The following is a 15,611-nucleotide window of genomic DNA, read 5'->3' as shown; positions in this document are numbered from 1 at the left end:
TTGAACAAGAACACATTCCTCTCGGGCGCGCTCGCATGCGCGTCGTTCGCCGTCTTCGCCAGCGCCGCGCACGCGGCGACGCTCGAAGCGCATGATTGCTGGGTCCGCGCGATGCCGCCGAGTCTGCCGTCATCGGGCTACTTCGTCGTGTCGAACAACGGCGATGCGCCCGCGACGCTCACCGCCGCGACGAGTCCCGCGTTCGCCATGACGATGATGCACAAGTCGGAGAACAAGGGCGGCACGGCAACGATGGCGCCCGTCGATACCGTCGAGGTGCCCGCGCACGGCTCGCTGGAATTCGCGCCGAAGGGCTATCACCTGATGATGGAACAGCCCGCCAAGCCGCTCAAGATCGGCTCGACGATTCCGCTCGCCCTCACCTTCGCCGACAAAAGCACGCTCAACGTAGAGTGCGCGGTGAAATCGGCGGCGACAGTCGGCAAGTAACTCGCCGCCGAACGCAAAAAAAACGCGCCAGCCACGGCGCGTTTTTTTTTTGAAGCAAGCTGATCAGGGCCGGTTGAACATATCCATGATCTGCTTGCGCTCGTCGGTGGTGACCTGCGGGACCGGCGGCGCCTGCATGCCCGCGGGGCCGACGCCGCCCGCGGTCGTCGAATCGCCCGCCATCGGGTTCGTATTGTCGAGACCGATGCTCGCGACGAAGCCCGCGCCCGGCGTGCGGTCCGCATAGAACAGTTCGCCGTCGACGGTCGTCACGCCGTCGGGCATCGCCATCTGCTGTTGCGGGATGCCGCGCAGCGCTCGTCCCATGTACTCGACCCAGATCGGCAACGCGAGCTGCGCGCCGAACTCTTTCGTGCCGAGTGACTTCGGCTGGTCGTAACCCATCCACGCCACCGCGACGAGCTGATGCTGATAGCCCGCGAACCAGCCGTCCTTCGCGTCGTTGGTCGTGCCGGTCTTGCCCTGCAAGTCGTTGCGCTTGAGCACGTTGGTGCCCGAGCCCGTACCCGAAGTCGCGACCGTGTGCAGCAGGCTGTTCATCACGTACGCGTTGCGCGGTTCGAGCGTCTGCGGCGCGTTCGCGCCCGCGGTCAGCGGATCGGCGCGCGAAATCACGGTGCCGCGCGCATCGGCGACTTGCGCGATCAGATACGGATTGATGCGATAGCCGCCGTTCGCGAACACCGAATACGCGCCGCTCAGCTGCAACGGCGTGACGAGCCCGGCCCCCAGCGCGAGCGGCAGATACGGCGGCGTCTTGTCCTTGTCGAAGCCGAACTTCTGCGTGACGAAGTCCTGCGCGTAGCCCGTGCCGATATACGACAGGATGCGGATCGACACGAGGTTCTTCGACTTCTGCAAGCCGGTGCGCATGGACATCGGGCCGTCGGGCTGATCGTCGTCCTTCGGCTCCCACGGCTCGCCGCCCGCGGGCGCCGGAAAGTACAGTGGCGCGTCGTTGATGATGGTCGCCGGTCCCAGACCCTTGTCGAGCGCCGCCGAGTAGATGAACGGCTTGAAGCTCGAACCCGGCTGACGCCACGCCTGCGTGACGTGATTGAACTTGTTCTTGTTGAAGTCGAAGCCGCCCACGAGCGCGCGGATCGCGCCGTCCTGCGGCACCATCGAAACGAGCGCGCCTTCCACCTGCGGCAACTGCGTGACCTGCCAGTTGTCCTTCGCGTCCTTCGTCAGGCGGATGATCGACCCCGGCCGGATGGCGAGCGCCTTCGACGCATTGCTGCGCAACGCCGCTGCCACGAAGCGCAAGCCTTCGCCAGAGATCGTCGCCGTTTCACCGCCAACGAACTGCACGCTCACCTGCTTCGGGCTCGCCGCCGTCACCACGGCCGCGACGAGATCGCCATTGTCCGGGTGATCGACGAGCGCGTCTTCGATGGCTTCGGCGCGGTCATCCGCCGCCGACGGCAGCGCGATGTTGCCCTCCGGCCCGCGATAGCCGTGACGCCGCTCGTAGTCCATCACGCCTTTGCGAACTGCGCGGTAAGCGGCGTCCTGATCGGCCGAATCGATGGTCGTCGTCACCGTCAGGCCGCGCGTGTAGGTCTCTTCCTTGTACTGCGCGTACATCATCTGTCGCACCATTTCCGCGACGTATTCCGCATGCACGCCGTACTCGGTGCCCGCCGACTTCGTGTGGATTTCCTCGGCGACGGCCTGATCGTACTGTTCGCGCGTGATGAAGTTGAGGTCCAGCATGCGCTTCAGGATGTACTGCTGGCGCACTTTCGCGCGCTTCGGATTCACGACCGGGTTATACGCGGACGGCGCCTTGGGCAGACCCGCGAGCATCGCGGCTTCGGCGAGCGTGATGTCCTTCAGGTCCTTGCCGAAGTACACGCGCGCCGCGGCAGAGAAACCGTATGCGCGCTCGCCCAGATAGATCTGGTTCATGTACAGCTCGAGAATCTGGTCCTTCGTGAGCGCGCGCTCGATCTTGTACGCGAGCAGCATCTCGTAGACTTTGCGCGTGTACGTCTTCTCGCTGGAGAGGAAGAAGTTCCGCGCCACCTGCATCGTGATCGTGCTCGCGCCCTGCGATGCGCCGCCGTGCATCAGGTCGGTCACGCCCGCGCGCAGGATGCCGACGAAATCGACGCCGCCGTGATCGTAGAAACGGTAGTCTTCGATCGCGAGGACCGCTTTTTTCATCTGGTCCGGAATGTCCTGAAAGCGCACGAGGCTGCGCCGCTCTTCGCCGAATTCGCCGATCAGCACGTGATCCGCCGTGTAGACGCGCAGCGGCACCTTCGGCCGATAGTCGATGAGCGCATTGAGCGACGGCAGGTTCGGCTCCATCACGACGAGCGCATAGCCCACGATGAGCGCGCCGACCACCGCCGCCACCGCCGCGAGACCCGCGAACCACAGCGCGATGCGCCCGGCCACCGAACGCCCGCCATCGCGGCCGCTCCGGTCATTGCCATTGTTCCGGCCGTTGCGGCCGTTTCCACCGCTACCGCCGCCGTCGCGGCCCGCCCCCGAGTCGTTGCGTGAGTCGTTCCAGCGCGGCTCGCGATCGTGTCGCGATGAATTCGAAGAGTCGGGGCGTTTGATGATAGGCATGACTGGGATGGTTCGGCGCGCCTTATAGCACGCTTGGTAGCGCGCACTGCGCGGCGTATCGAAAGAAGCGGATCAGGCGGCGGATCAAAGCGCGCGTGGAAGAACGCAAGCGCGGCAAAGACCGGCGAGCGAATGCATGAGCCGGTCCGACCGAAGAGTAACGGCACATTTTAAAGAATTCGGACGGGCCGCTACAGAATGAGCGGGCATTTTTTGTAAGCAAATGCCGCCAGTCGACGCGAAGAGGCTGGCCGAAAGCAACGTGCGCTTACCCACAGAAATTGTTGAGAGCCTTGTGGACAACCCTATGAGAAAATAGCCAAGCCGTTGATCGGACGCGGTTTTTCGTGCACGCTCATACGATGATCCAGGACGCGCATTCGGTGGACGCTGCAAAACAGCGAGCACGCACAGCCGCCTCGCGAACCGATATGATGGATACATGTATAGCCGGGGCTTTTCGCCGGCGAACGACCTGCGGTAACGAAGTGAGCGATCCCGGCGCCGGGACCGCGCATGCGATGTTTGCAATCGCCTTACTGTCTGCGAGCCGCTCATGACGACCAAGCCTACCGAACGCATCGTTGTATTCGTGACCCCCGCGCAGAAGCTCGCCATCAGCAAGACCGCGGACGACCTCGGCATCAGCGTGAGCGAACTCATGCGGCGGGCGGTGCTCAACTTCAACGCGACGAGCGAGCAGATCAAGGTGGCGGGCATCGTCGACCGTCTGCGCGCGCCGAAAGCCCCCGATCCGCTCGATGTCGCGCTACGCAGCGTGGCCGCTAAAGCAGCGGCCCGCGAAGCGCGCGAAGCTGCCGCGGGCGCGGCCAAGATCGCGCGATCGCAGGCTGCGGCGGCGGCTGCATCGACGGTGGCGACAGTGGCGACGACAAGCGTTCCCGTCAGCCGCGACGACACCGAAAGCGCCGGCGAGGACGCGTCGCTGACCGGCGACGAACGGCTCGGCGGCTAGGCTCGTCGCACGCCTCCCTCTTCACGGCGCGCGTCTGCGCAGCCGTTACATTCCTTCACCTTGCTTAAGTCCATATTAAGTCGCGACGTGCTCTAATGAACGGGTAAACCCGCGCGTGAATGCCGCGCGCTTGCGCTTGCATTCCGGGCGCGGCGCCTCACATTCGATGCGCGGCGCGCCAGCCGCGGTCTAGTGGTCCGTGGTTTTCATCCAGGAGATACATACATGTCGCTTTTCGATTCCATCTCGCGCACCGTCAAAGGTCTGCTGAACGATGCCGCCGACACCATGCAGGATCCCTCGCGCGACGCCCGCCAGATCGTGCGCGAACTGGACGACAGCATCGCGAAGGCGGAGAACTCGCTGATCAAGATCGAGGCGCAGGTCGCCACGCAGCAAAGCAAGCGCGACGCCGCCGCCGAGAAAGCGAAGAAGTACGAAGACGGCGCCAAACGCGCGCTGCAAAGCGGCGACGAAGGTCTCGCGCGCGAAGCGCTCGCGGCGCAAGCCAATGCCGAAACGGAGCGCGACGCGCTCGCGGCCGAACTGCAAACACTCGTGCCTTCGGTCGATCACCTGAAGCAGCAGATCGCCGACATGCGCCAGCGCCGCAACGATCTCAACGCGCGCTCGAACATCCTTCAGGCGAAGCAGCAGATCGCGCAGGCGAAGGACACGGCCGCCACGGCGCTGGGCGGCATCGGCGGAAGAAACCTGTCGGAAGATTTTCAGAAGCTTGAGGACAAGGTCCAGCTCGCGAACGCCCGCTCCGACGCGCGCCTGAATTCGGCGGACCAGAAGTCCGGCAAGGCGCTCGACGACAAGCTCGCGGCGCTCAATCGCGGCCCTTCGGTGGAAGACCGTCTGGAAGCCCTGAAAAAGCAGCTGAATACGCCGGCGCAGTAACCCCGGCGGCTGCCGCCGTCGCTTCGTGGACTTTTGCGCTTTCGGGTATCCGCCTTGCGATGTCTTGGCAATCACCGATCGCAGCTTCGAATGGAGACGGGCGTCGCAACGCCCGGCCCGCACATGAAAAAGACTTTGACGGCTCTCGCCTTATCGATGTCCCTCGCGCTGTCGGTCGCCTCGCCGCTCGCGTTGGCCGCCGTGCCGACCGCGCAGCAGGTCGAACAATCGATGACGCAGGGCAACTGGCAGAAAGCCGACGCGCAGTTGAGCGAAGTGCTCGACGCGCATCCGAACAACGCGCACGCCCACTATCTCTACGCGCAGGTGCTGGACCGCGAAGGCCGCGCGAGCGACGCGCTCTCGCATTTGCAGCAGGCGAAGACGCTCGATCCGTCGCTGAGCTTCACGGACCCGTCGCGATTCGCGTCCACCGAAGCCCGCATCCGCAACGACGCGAACCGCGCCAACGCGACGACCAATCGCGGCTCCAACGGCTCAGTCGCGCTGAATCCGTTCAACCCGGCGCAAGCCGCCGCGCCGCAGAAGCATGGGCCGTCGATGGGCATGTGGATCGGCCTCGCGGTGCTGATCGCGGCGATTGCGCTGGTGCTGCGCTGGGGCCTGCGACGCGCTCGCGCCCGTGACGACGGCCGCACCGAAGACGACCGCCGCGCCCAGCTCAAACGCGCGACCGAGTTGCTCAACGATGTGCGCACGCTGAAGCTGGACGTGAGGCTCTCGACCGCGCCCGGTCACGAGGCGCTTCTGCGCGACGTCGAGGGCGTGGAGACGCAGTTGCGCGAGATGGTGGAGTCGCTATCTAACGCGAAGAACCCGGTGCCGCCCTATGCCATCGAGGATCTCGAGAATCAGGTGGCGAGCCTGAAGGCGCGCGCCGAAGGCCGGCCCGATCCAACTGCGGCGAATGCGGCGAATGCGGCGAATTCCAGTGCGCAAGGGCAGTCGCCTTTCGCGCAGGAAGCCGAGCGCTTTGGGCGCGGCCAGCAGCCCTATGGTCCGCAGGCGCCGTATCCGCAACAGGGACCGTATCCGCCGCAACCAGGGCAGCAGCCGCCCGTCATCATCCAGCAAGGCGGCGGCTTCGGTGGCGGCATGGGCGGCCTCCTGACCGGCGTGCTGCTCGGCGAAGCCATGTCGCACGGACGCGACCGCGTGATCGAGCGCGAAGTGCCGGTCGAACGCCGCGACGTCGGCAACGACAATGGCGGGCTGGACTTCGGCAACAACAACGGCGGCGGCCTGGACTTCGGCAACGGGTCGAACGACTGGGATGACGGCAGCGGCGGCGGAGGCGGTCTCGATCTCGGCAGCAACGACGACAACTGGCGCGACACTTGAAGCGCTTCGTCGAGCCACAAGCAAGGCCCCGCTCGCGGGGCCTTCTTTTTTTCGTATGCGCGCTTCAGCCGCCGCCCAGAAAGCGCAGCAGCGCCCACAGAAACTTGAAGAAGCCGACGACGAATTCCCAGATGCGTTCGAGCTGATCCCACGTCGCCACGCGCAACAACGTGTGCAGGATCATGCGAGGGAGCGTCGGAGGGAACGTGAAGAAGGCATCGTGGAAAGAAAAAAGGCGGCTTGCGCCGCCTTTTGCGATTGCAAAGATCGCATGATAACCAATCGACACGGGCTCCCGCGTTATCGGCGGGAGCCCATGCGTCAACTGGCGGACGGCGTGTCGCCCTGCTCCGGCGGCACGTCGTCGGTCAGCGCTTCTTCCAGCCGCTCGAACACGCGTTTCGTGGCCCCGCGCGCCTGAAGCGCGAAAAGCAGCAGCGACCGGCCCGTGACCTGATAGACATCGCCCGAATCGAACTGCGGCAGTTCCTCGCGAACCGGCGCGTTCGTGTCGATCAGACAGCTCCATTGATCGGGGCCGGGAATGTCCGGCAGCGTGAAATCGACGACATCGTGGTACGCGTTCACGATCAACAGAAGCGTCGCGTCCGATGCCGGCTTGCGGATGCCGGTGGCCTGCGCGCGGCCGTCTATCACGAGACCGAAGCAGCGCATGCCGGGGTCGCCCCACTGCTCGGGCGTGAGCTCGTCCCCGCTCGGACTCAGCCATTTCACGTCGGCCACGCCCATATCCTCACGGACTTCGCCCGTCAGGAAGCGCTGGCGTCGCAGCACCGGCAGCGTGTGGCGCAGCGTCGTCAGCTTGCGCACGAACTCGGTGAGCGCGCGGCCGTCGTCGTCGATGCCCTCCCAGTCCACCCAGCTGATCTCGTTGTCCTGACAATACGCGTTGTTATTGCCCTGCTGCGTGCGGCCGAACTCGTCGCCCGCGAGGACCATCGGCGTGCCTTGCGAGAACAGCAGCGTCGCGAGCAGATTGCGCTTCTGGCGCTCGCGCAGCGCGCGGATCTCCGGGTCGTCGGTCGGGCCTTCGACGCCGCAGTTCCACGATTTGTTGTCCGAATGACCGTCCTTGTTGTCCTCGCCGTTCGCCTCGTTGTGCTTGTCGTTGTAGGACACGAGATCGTTGAGCGTGAAGCCGTCGTGCGCCGTGATGAAGTTCACGCTCGCCCACGGACGACGCCCGCGCTTGTTGAACTTGTCGCCCGAAGCGGTGATGCGCGTCGCCAGTTCCGCGGATTCGCCCTCGTCGCCCTTCCAGAACGCGCGCACGGTATCGCGATAGCGGTCGTTCCATTCGGCCCAGCCCGGCGGGAAGCCGCCGACCTGATAGCCGCCGGGACCGCAATCCCACGGTTCGGCGATCAGCTTGACGCTGGAGAGAATCGGGTCTTGCCGGCAACTGTCGAGGAAGCCGCCGCCTTCGTCGAAGCCATACGGCTCGCGGCCGAGAATCGTCGCGAGATCGAAACGGAAGCCGTCGACGTTCATCTCCGTTACCCAGTAGCGCAGGCTGTCGGTGACCATCTGCAAGACGCGCGGATGCGAAAGATTGAGCGTGTTGCCCGTGCCCGTGTCGTTGATGTAGTAGCGCGTCTGGTCCGGCATCAGCCGGTAGTACGACGCGTTGTCGATGCCGCGGAACGACAGCGTCGGCCCGCGCTCGTTGCCTTCGGCGGTGTGGTTATAGACCACGTCGAGAATCACTTCGAGGCCGGCTTCGTGCAAGCGGTCGACCATCTCCTTGAACTCCGCGACGACGCCGGCTCCGCGCGAGAAATAGCGCGGATCGGCCGCGAAAAAGCCGATGGTGTTATAGCCCCAGTAGTTCGTGAGGCCCTTGTCGAGCAGATAGCTATCGTTCACGAACGCGTGAATCGGCAGCAGCTCGACGGAGGTCACGCCGAGGCTCTTGATGTAATCGACCACTTCCTTCTGTCCGAGCCCTTCGAACGTCCCGCGCATGTTTTCCGGAATCGCCGGGTGCCGCTTGGTGAAGCCGCGCACGTGCGTCTCGTAGAAGATCGTGTGTTCCCATGGCACGCGCACGCGCGTCGCATGAGTCCACGTGAAGTTCTGGTCGATCACCTGGCATTTCTGCATGAACGGCGCGCTGTCGCGTTCGTCGAAGGTCAGATCGTCGCCTTCCGCGTTGAGCGTATAGCCGAAGAGCGCCGGGTCGAACTTCATCTCGCCGACGTGCGCCTTCGCGTACGGGTCGAGCAGCAGCTTGTTCGGATTGAAGCGATGCCCGTTCTCCGGCTCGTAGGGCCCGTGCACGCGGTAGCCGTACACGGCGCCCGGCGCCAGGCCATGCAGATAGACGTGCCAGACTTCGTCGGTGTATTCGGGCAGCTCGATGCGCTGCGTTTCCTTTTCGCCTTTCTCGTCGAAGAGGCACAGTTCGACTTTCGTCGCGTTCGCTGAAAACAGGGCGAAGTTGACGCCGTTTCCGTCCCACGTGGCGCCAAGCGGAAACGGGGACCCTTCGGCAATGCGGAATTGATTCGGCATGAGATGATCGGCAGAGAATGACGCGCGATGCGTCGGGATAAGGGTGCCGCATTGCACGGCATTAAGCGGATTGGGTAAGAGCAAGGCATGTGCCCGGCATCGGCGAAGCAGCGCTTTCCGAGTTGCGCCCCGTTACCGCGCGCGATCTGCGGTATGCTGGCCTGTCCATCGCACATGCAGCATTCGCTCGCCGAAGGAGGCACGTTTGTCCACGCGCTTCAGCTCCATCCCGACGACATCGCAAGCCAGCGGCACCGCCGACGAAAGCCGTGCCGCCGGCCGCGCGCTGCGCGACGCCATCCCTTTCGAAGCCCACGCGAACTGGCAGCCCGAGCCGGACCGCCCCGATCCCGTCGAGCGCGTGCTCGCCGTCAACGCCGGACGACAGGAGCGGCTCGTGCCGCTGCGCATGTCGCGCATGGCCGAATCGCCGTTCGCGTTTCTGCGCGGCGCGGCGACCGTCATGGCGTGGGATCTGTCGAGATCGCCGTCGATCGGCCACAACGTGATGATCGACGGCGACGCGCACATCAATAACTTCGGACTCTTTCGCACGCCGCGTCAGGACGTCGTATTCGATCTGAACGATTTCGACGAAACGATCGTCGCTCCGTGGGAATGGGACGTGAAGCGCCTGACCGCGAGCATCAACGTCGCGGCCCGCGAAAACAACGTGGACATGCAAGGTCGCGAGCGCGCCGTGCGTTCCGCGTGCGAGGCGTACCGCACGACGATGAACGAACTGCGCCAGGTGAGCCCGTACGATTTGTGGCAGATGCGCTCTTACGCGAGCGCACTGCACATCGACGCGCCCACGCATCTCGACGCCGACGAAAAAGCCACCATCGAGCGCACCGTCGAGCGCGCGATGAAACGCTCGCACGCGACGATGCTCGCGAAGGTCGCTGAGCCGGCCGGCAAAAGCTGGCGCTTCAAGGTCGATCCGCCGATCCTAACGCAACTCGACGCCGCCGAGAAAAATCACGTCATCGATGGCTTCAGGACCTATCTGCGGACCATCGCGGGCGAGTGGCGGATGATGCTCGAACGATACGATGTCGTGGATGTCGCGCATCGGGTGGTCGGCGTCGGAAGCGTCGGCACGCGTGCGTATCTCGTGCTGCTGATCGGCCGCGCGCTCGGCGACCCGATCTTCATGCAGGTGAAGGAAGGCATCGTGCCGGCCGCCGCGCCGTTCGTGCCGCCGCTGGAAGAGCCGTTCCGGCATCAAGGAAGGCGCGTCGTGCATGGTCAGCGGCTCCTGCAAAGCTCATCCGATGCGCTGCTCGGCTGGACGACCATCGCCGGGCGCGATTTCTACGTACGCCAGATGAAGCAGATTCGCGGCTCCGTTCCCGTCGACTGGCTGCATGGCGCCACGTTCGACTTCTACGCGTGGTGTCTCGGACTGCTGCTCGCCCGCGCTCATGCGCGCACCGGCGACCCGGCGCTCATCGCGGGTTACTGCGGCGCATCAGACAAGCTCGACGCCGCCTACGCGGTCTGGGCCGAGCGATACGGCGCTCAGACCGTCGCGGATCACGCGGCCTTTTGCGCGGCGATCAGCGTGGGGCGCGTTAAGGCTGCATAGCCGTACGTGTCGCCCACGCAGTCACTCGCCGCGCGACGCGCCACCGGATTGACTATCATTGCCTTGCCTGCGAGCAAAACGCACGGCTTGCGCAGTAAGGCTCGCGCTCGATGCAGCGGCGCGCGCTCCCGGCCCGCCGCACCCTCACAACAATCGTTTAGCACCTGAAAAGGAGGAATCCCCGCATGAGCATGATCGAGGAATTCAAGAATTTCGCCCTCAAGGGCAACGTCATGGACCTCGCAGTCGGCGTCATCATCGGGGGCGCGTTCTCGACTATCGTGAACTCCGTCGTCAAGGATTTGATCATGCCGGTCGTCGGCCTCGCGACAGGCGGGCTCGATTTCTCGAATCTCTTCGTCCGGCTCGGGCACATACCGCCGACCTTCAAAGGCAATCCCGATTCGTACAAGGATCTGCAAACCGCGGGCGTCGCGGTGTTCGGCTACGGCTCGTTCATCACCGTGCTGATCAACTTCATCATCCTCGCATTCATCATCTTTCTGATGGTCAAGTTCATCAACAATCTGCGCAAGCCCACCGAAACGCCGGCGCCCGCCGCGCCGCCCGAAGACGTGCTGCTTTTGCGCGAAATCCGCGATGAACTCAAAAGGACGCCGCGCGTCTAGGCAAAGGGGCGTACCGAGCGGGCGGTGAGAGCCCCGGTTTAGGGCACGCCATCCGCCTTTCGTTAGCATGGACGCTTTTTTTCTTCGCGAAGGCTGTTCGCGCGGCTCGCAGCAGGACTATTATTGAGACAGATGTCAGATAGATACCCATAGGAAATGCCGAGGGGATGCCAGCGGGCCGCCAACGGGTCATCGGCACGATTCGTGCGCTTCTGACGCCTGTCGGCGATTTTGCCGATCGCGCGTTCCGGAGGCCCGAATCACCGTGACCCGATCACATCGATGCGCTATAAAAGATCGACGTGCGGCACGCAAGACGGGAGTGGCCGCATGAGGACGCTGCGTTTCTTGCAATTCTTTTTCAGGCGAGTTTTTATGTCCTTCCCGAAAAAGCGTAGACGCGTGAAGGCTGTTGGCGATGAGTCGTTTCTCGCCGTGCTGCGGCATTTCAAGCCGTTCGGCCAGCTGGATACCAAGATTGCACGCGCTCGCGCGCAGGACGAACCGGTGCTGTATGCCCATGCGCTGCCAGGACTCGATGTCCTGCTGTGCAGCGTGCGCGGCGCCCAGCCGCCCTACCCGGCCATCGACGAGCTGCACCGGCGCTGCGTCGAATCCATCACGAATGCTCTGGAGCAGCCGCTCGACGGACTCGAGAACGGCGGCTACTGGTATGAGGCGAACGGCTTCGGCTTTCTTGTCTTTGCTAGTCGCGCCCGCACGCAGATTCTGAGCGAATTCGGCGCGACCGCTTCGGCTCGCAGACGCCGCGGCACGCGCCGTCAGGATGCAGGCGACGCCGCTTCGCGTCCGCTGCGTTGAGCGCCGGCATTTTGCATTCGATATCTTCTGCGTGACACGGCGGCCTCGATGCGCCGTGGCGCGCGCCTTGCTGGATCGAAGTCCGAGCAAACCACAAGGAGAACAGCATGTCGGATCACGTCTATAAGCAGATCGAACTCACCGGCTCCTCGACTCAATCGAGCGACGACGCCGTGCGCGTCGCGCTGGCGAAGGCCTCGAAGACCTTGCGCAATATGCACTGGTTCGAAGTGACCGAGACGCGCGGGCATATCGAGAACGGCGAAGTCCTGCACTGGCAGGTGACGATCAAGGTGGGGCTGCGGATCGATGACTGAGCGTCGAGTGTTGGCGTTTTGCATGCCATAAGTGAAAACCGCGCCCTCGGGCGCGGTTTTCGTTTCGGCTGACGACCCGCCTTACTTCGGCAGGGACCCGTCCACGCCTTCCACATACCAGTTGATACGCTGCAGTTCCGGATCCGTCAGCGTCTTACCCGTCGGCACCTTTTCCGCGCCCGACTGATCCTTGATCGGGCCGCTGAAGACATCCCACTTGCCCGAGTGCAGTTCGTCGCGCTTCGCTGCAACGGCCTGCACCGCCTTCGCCGGAATCGCGCCGGTGTTCAGATCCTCCAGGTCCACGGCCTTCTGCGGAATGCCGAGCCAGACCGGATCGTTCTTCCACTTGCCGTCGAGCACCTTCTGGATCACGTCGTTGTAGTACACGCCCCAGTGCGCGACCACCGAGCCGAGATGCGCGTCCGGGCCGAACTTCTTCATGTTCGAATCCCAGCCGAACGCATGCACATGCTTTTCGTTGGCGGTGTTGAGCGTCGCGTTCGAATCGGTGTTCTGCAGCAGCACGTCCGCGCCCTGTCCGATCAGCGTCTCGGCCGCCTGCTTTTCCTTGCCCGGATCGAACCAGCTATTGATCCAGATGACCTTCGTATGGATCTTCGGATTCACCGAACGCGCGCCCAACGTGTAAGCGTTGATGTTGCGGACCACTTCGGGAATCGGCACCGACGCGACGAAGCCCAGCGTATTCGTCTTCGTCACATAGGCCGCCGCAATGCCCGCGAGATACGCGCCCTGATACATACGAACATCGTACGTGCCGAAGTTCTTTGCTTTCTTGAAGCCCGTCGCGGTCAGGAAGATCGTGTCCGGAAAGTCCTTCGCGACCTTCAGCTGGAAGTCCTGATAGCCGAAGCTCGTGCCGAAGATGACCTTGTTGCCCTTGTTGGCCAGATCGCGGAACACGCGTTCCGAGTCCGCGGATTCCGGCACGTTCTCGACGCGCGTGATCTTGATCTTGTTGCCGAACTTCGCTTCGGCTTCCTTGCTGCCGGCGTCGTGCGCGAAGGTCCAGCCGGCATCGCCCGGGTTGCCGAGATAGACGAAGGCGACGCCCGGGGCGTCGGCGGCTCGCGCACTCGCGGCGGCGAGCGTCGCGGAGAGCGCGACAGTGGCCGTGATCGCCTTCAGCCAGGTTTTTTGCATCGTGATGCTCCTCTTTGGATGTTGTATGCAAAACGGAAAACGGTTCGCCTAAAGTTTCGTCGGTCAAAAAACGCGGCGGAACCTCAGGCGCGCGCGGTGCGGTGGCGGAACAACACAGCGACCGCGCAATTGAATGCGGCACTTTGCATGCGGTACCGCGAATCCAAAATGCCGGCGCGCCACGCGCTTCAACTCGCTGCGAAAAACGGCTTGCCGAGCGATGCAGGCGCGTTGAGCTTGATCGTGTTCGGGTTGCGCGAGATCAGCACGAGCACGACGATGGTCGCGATATACGGCAGCATCGCGAGAAACTGCGTCGGCACCGGCACGCCGATGGCCTGCGCGTAGAACTGCAGCGCCATCACCGCGCCGAAGAGCAGCGCGCCGATCAGGAGACGCCCCGGCCGCCACGTCGCGAAGACGACGAGCGCGAGCGCAATCCAGCCGCGTCCTGAGGTCAGTTGCTCCTGCCAGACGTGCAGATAGACGATCGAGTAGTAGCCGCCCGCGATGCCCGCCATGCCGCCGCCGAAAAGGGTCGCGCCGTAGCGCACGCCGACCACCGGAAAACCGACCGAATGCGCCACCGCCGGCGATTCGCCGACCGAGCGCAGCACAAGCCCCGCGCGGGTCTTGAAAAGGAACCAGCCGATCACCGCGAACATGACGAACGCAAGATAGCCGAGCGGCGTCAGCGAGAAGATCGCCGGGCCGAGAACCGGAATCGACGAGAGGCCAGGAATCGGCAGCACGTCGATGGTCGCGCGCACCGCGGCCGACGTGTACGGCTTGCCGACGTACGCCGAGAATCCGATGCCGAAGATCGTCAGCGACAGGCCCGTGGCGACCTGATTCGCAAGCATGGTGATGGTGAGGAAGCCGAAGAGCAGCGCCATCGCGAGCCCGGCGAATACCGACGCGACGATGCCGAGCCACGGACTGCCGGTGATCGACGTGACCGCGTAGCCCGTGACCGCGCCCATCAGCATCATGCCTTCGACGCCCAGGTTGAGCACGCCCGACTTCTCCGCGACGAGTTCGCCCGCGCCCGCGTACATCAGCGGAATGGCCGCGATGACCGCGCTCGATGCGAGATTGCTGGCTTGATTGATATCCATCTTCGAGTTCTCTTATGCGGTCTCAAGCAGCGCGGTGCGCGGGGGTCCTGCGCCTGATGCGGTAATTCACGAACAGATCGCAGCCGAGCAGACAAAACAGCAGCAACCCCTGAAATACGCCCGCGAGCGCCTGCGGCAATTGCAGCGATGTCTGCACCGCTTCGCCACCGAGGTACAGCAGCGCCATCAACAGACTCGCGAGCACGATTCCCACCGGATGCAGCCGCCCGACGAACACGACGATGATCGCGGTGAAGCCGTAGCCCGGCGACCAGCCGGCCTGAAGCTGCCCGATTGGTCCCGCGACTTCCCCCACGCCCGCGAGACCCGCGAGTCCGCCGGAAAGCAGCAGTGAAGTCCAGATGGTCTTCTTGTCCGAGAAGCCCGCGTAGCGCGCGGCGAGCGGCGCGAGGCCGCCGACGTTCATCCGGAAGCCCGCGAAACTCTTGCGCATAAAAAGCCAGACGAGCGGAATGGCGATCACCGTCAGAAACACCGACGCGTTGATGCGCGTGCCCTTCAGGAAGCTCCAGTGCCAGTCGCCATAGAGACGCGGGAACAAGGCGTCGTCGACGAACATCGCGGAAATCGGGAAGTTCATGCCTTCCGGGTCGCGCCACGGGCCGCTCACGAGATAGATCAGCAGCTGCGTCGCGACGTACGTGAGCATCAGGCTCGTGAGAATCTCGTTGGTGTTGAAGCGGCTTTTGAGCAGCGCCGGAATGGCGGCCCACAGCATGCCGCCCGCGATGCCGCCGATCACCATGAGCGGCAGCGTCCACCAGCCGGACGCATCGCCGACGTGTATCGCAATGCCGCCCGCGACGATGCCGCCGAGCAGCATCTGCCCTTCCGCGCCGATATTCCACACATTCGCGCGATAGCCGACCGCGAGCCCGAGTCCGATCAGGCACAACGGCGACGCCTTCAGCACGAGCTCGGACCAGCCATTCACGGTCGAGAGCGGCTCGATGAAGAACGCGTGCATCGCGCGCAGCGGGTCCTGGCCGACGACGCTGAAAATCAGGAAGCCGATGACCAGCGTCGCCACGGCCGCCACGACCGGAACCGCAAGCTGCATGGCGCGCGAGGGCGTCGGGCGCGCTTCGAGTCGATAGGGAAAGATCATGC

Annotated in this window: 13 protein-coding genes; 8 read left to right on the top strand and 5 right to left on the bottom strand. The window is 64.1% G+C overall.

Annotation, left to right across the window (positions count from 1 at the left end):
• Positions 1-450 (top strand): copper chaperone PCu(A)C, encoded by a 450-nt coding sequence (locus tag HWX53_RS07770; RefSeq protein ID WP_175940191.1) that lies wholly within the window; start codon positions 1-3, stop codon positions 448-450.
• 63 nt (positions 451-513) lie between these two features.
• Here HWX53_RS07770 and HWX53_RS07765 read toward each other — a convergent pair whose 3' ends face one another.
• Positions 514-3,057, bottom strand: coding sequence for a penicillin-binding protein 1A (locus HWX53_RS07765; protein WP_175940190.1), 2,544 nt, complete (start codon positions 3,055-3,057; stop codon positions 514-516).
• 556 nt (positions 3,058-3,613) lie between these two features.
• Between HWX53_RS07765 and HWX53_RS27590 the strand changes: the two genes are divergently transcribed.
• The 3 genes from HWX53_RS27590 to HWX53_RS07750 all read left to right on the top strand — a co-directional run bounded on the left by HWX53_RS27590 (position 3,614) and on the right by HWX53_RS07750 (position 6,301).
• Complete coding sequence (locus HWX53_RS27590) at positions 3,614-4,033, top strand: hypothetical protein (RefSeq protein ID WP_241269853.1); 420 nt, start codon at positions 3,614-3,616, stop codon at positions 4,031-4,033.
• Between the two features lie 225 nt (positions 4,034-4,258).
• Positions 4,259-4,939: a PspA/IM30 family protein gene (locus HWX53_RS07755; protein WP_175940189.1), complete on the top strand. Its 681-nt coding sequence runs from the start codon at positions 4,259-4,261 to the stop codon at positions 4,937-4,939.
• A gap of 123 nt (positions 4,940-5,062) precedes the next feature.
• A complete protein-coding gene (locus tag HWX53_RS07750; RefSeq protein WP_175940188.1) occupies positions 5,063-6,301 on the top strand; it encodes a tetratricopeptide repeat protein in 1,239 nt (412 codons plus the stop codon).
• Positions 6,302-6,622: 321 nt separating this feature from the next.
• On the opposite strand, the gene glgX is transcribed toward HWX53_RS07750, so the two are convergent.
• Positions 6,623-8,836 carry a glycogen debranching protein GlgX gene (glgX, locus tag HWX53_RS07745; protein ID WP_175940187.1) on the bottom strand — a complete coding sequence of 738 codons (2,214 nt, stop codon included), beginning with the start codon at positions 8,834-8,836 and terminating at the stop codon, positions 6,623-6,625.
• A gap of 205 nt (positions 8,837-9,041) precedes the next feature.
• Between glgX and HWX53_RS07740 the strand changes: the two genes are divergently transcribed.
• The 4 genes from HWX53_RS07740 (at position 9,042) to HWX53_RS07725 (ending at position 12,195) form a co-directional block, all read left to right on the top strand.
• Entirely contained in the window at positions 9,042-10,427 is a 1,386-nt protein-coding gene (locus HWX53_RS07740) for a DUF2252 domain-containing protein (protein WP_175940186.1), read from the top strand.
• A gap of 185 nt (positions 10,428-10,612) precedes the next feature.
• Complete coding sequence (gene mscL, locus HWX53_RS07735; protein WP_175940185.1) at positions 10,613-11,056, top strand: large conductance mechanosensitive channel protein MscL; 444 nt, start codon at positions 10,613-10,615, stop codon at positions 11,054-11,056.
• A 330-nt stretch (positions 11,057-11,386) separates the two neighbouring features.
• On the top strand, positions 11,387-11,878 hold the full coding sequence (locus HWX53_RS07730) for a hypothetical protein (RefSeq protein ID WP_175940184.1): 492 nt from the start codon (positions 11,387-11,389) through the stop codon (positions 11,876-11,878).
• A gap of 107 nt (positions 11,879-11,985) precedes the next feature.
• Entirely contained in the window at positions 11,986-12,195 is a 210-nt protein-coding gene (locus HWX53_RS07725) for a dodecin (RefSeq protein ID WP_175940183.1), read from the top strand.
• A gap of 81 nt (positions 12,196-12,276) precedes the next feature.
• Here HWX53_RS07725 and HWX53_RS07720 read toward each other — a convergent pair whose 3' ends face one another.
• From HWX53_RS07720 to HWX53_RS07710, 3 genes are all read right to left on the bottom strand, one after another.
• On the bottom strand, positions 12,277-13,362 hold the full coding sequence (locus HWX53_RS07720; RefSeq protein WP_175940182.1) for a BMP family ABC transporter substrate-binding protein: 1,086 nt from the start codon (positions 13,360-13,362) through the stop codon (positions 12,277-12,279).
• A gap of 188 nt (positions 13,363-13,550) precedes the next feature.
• Positions 13,551-14,480: an ABC transporter permease gene (locus tag HWX53_RS07715; protein ID WP_175940181.1), complete on the bottom strand. Its 930-nt coding sequence runs from the start codon at positions 14,478-14,480 to the stop codon at positions 13,551-13,553.
• Between the two features lie 22 nt (positions 14,481-14,502).
• Positions 14,503-15,609: an ABC transporter permease gene (locus HWX53_RS07710; RefSeq protein WP_175940180.1), complete on the bottom strand. Its 1,107-nt coding sequence runs from the start codon at positions 15,607-15,609 to the stop codon at positions 14,503-14,505.
• Positions 15,610-15,611 lie beyond the last annotated feature (2 nt).

Source organism: Caballeronia sp. BCC1704 (assembly GCF_902833455.1).
In the GTDB taxonomy this organism is placed as follows: Bacteria; Pseudomonadota; Gammaproteobacteria; order Burkholderiales; family Burkholderiaceae; genus Caballeronia.
This window is presented reverse-complemented; position numbering and strand designations above follow the sequence as displayed.

Coding starts and splice junctions, on each gene's coding strand:
- HWX53_RS07730 (WP_175940184.1), top strand. CDS start 11,387: ATGAGGACGCTGCGTTTCTTGCAATTCTTTTTCAGGCGAGTTTTTATG.
- HWX53_RS07755 (WP_175940189.1), top strand. CDS start 4,259: ATGTCGCTTTTCGATTCCATCTCGCGCACCGTCAAAGGTCTGCTGAAC.
- HWX53_RS27590 (WP_241269853.1), top strand. CDS start 3,614: ATGACGACCAAGCCTACCGAACGCATCGTTGTATTCGTGACCCCCGCG.
- HWX53_RS07750 (WP_175940188.1), top strand. CDS start 5,063: ATGAAAAAGACTTTGACGGCTCTCGCCTTATCGATGTCCCTCGCGCTG.
- HWX53_RS07715 (WP_175940181.1), bottom strand. CDS start 14,480: ATGGATATCAATCAAGCCAGCAATCTCGCATCGAGCGCGGTCATCGCG.
- HWX53_RS07765 (WP_175940190.1), bottom strand. CDS start 3,057: ATGCCTATCATCAAACGCCCCGACTCTTCGAATTCATCGCGACACGAT.
- mscL (WP_175940185.1), top strand. CDS start 10,613: ATGAGCATGATCGAGGAATTCAAGAATTTCGCCCTCAAGGGCAACGTC.
- HWX53_RS07725 (WP_175940183.1), top strand. CDS start 11,986: ATGTCGGATCACGTCTATAAGCAGATCGAACTCACCGGCTCCTCGACT.
- HWX53_RS07710 (WP_175940180.1), bottom strand. CDS start 15,609: ATGATCTTTCCCTATCGACTCGAAGCGCGCCCGACGCCCTCGCGCGCC.
- glgX (WP_175940187.1), bottom strand. CDS start 8,836: ATGCCGAATCAATTCCGCATTGCCGAAGGGTCCCCGTTTCCGCTTGGC.
- HWX53_RS07720 (WP_175940182.1), bottom strand. CDS start 13,362: ATGCAAAAAACCTGGCTGAAGGCGATCACGGCCACTGTCGCGCTCTCC.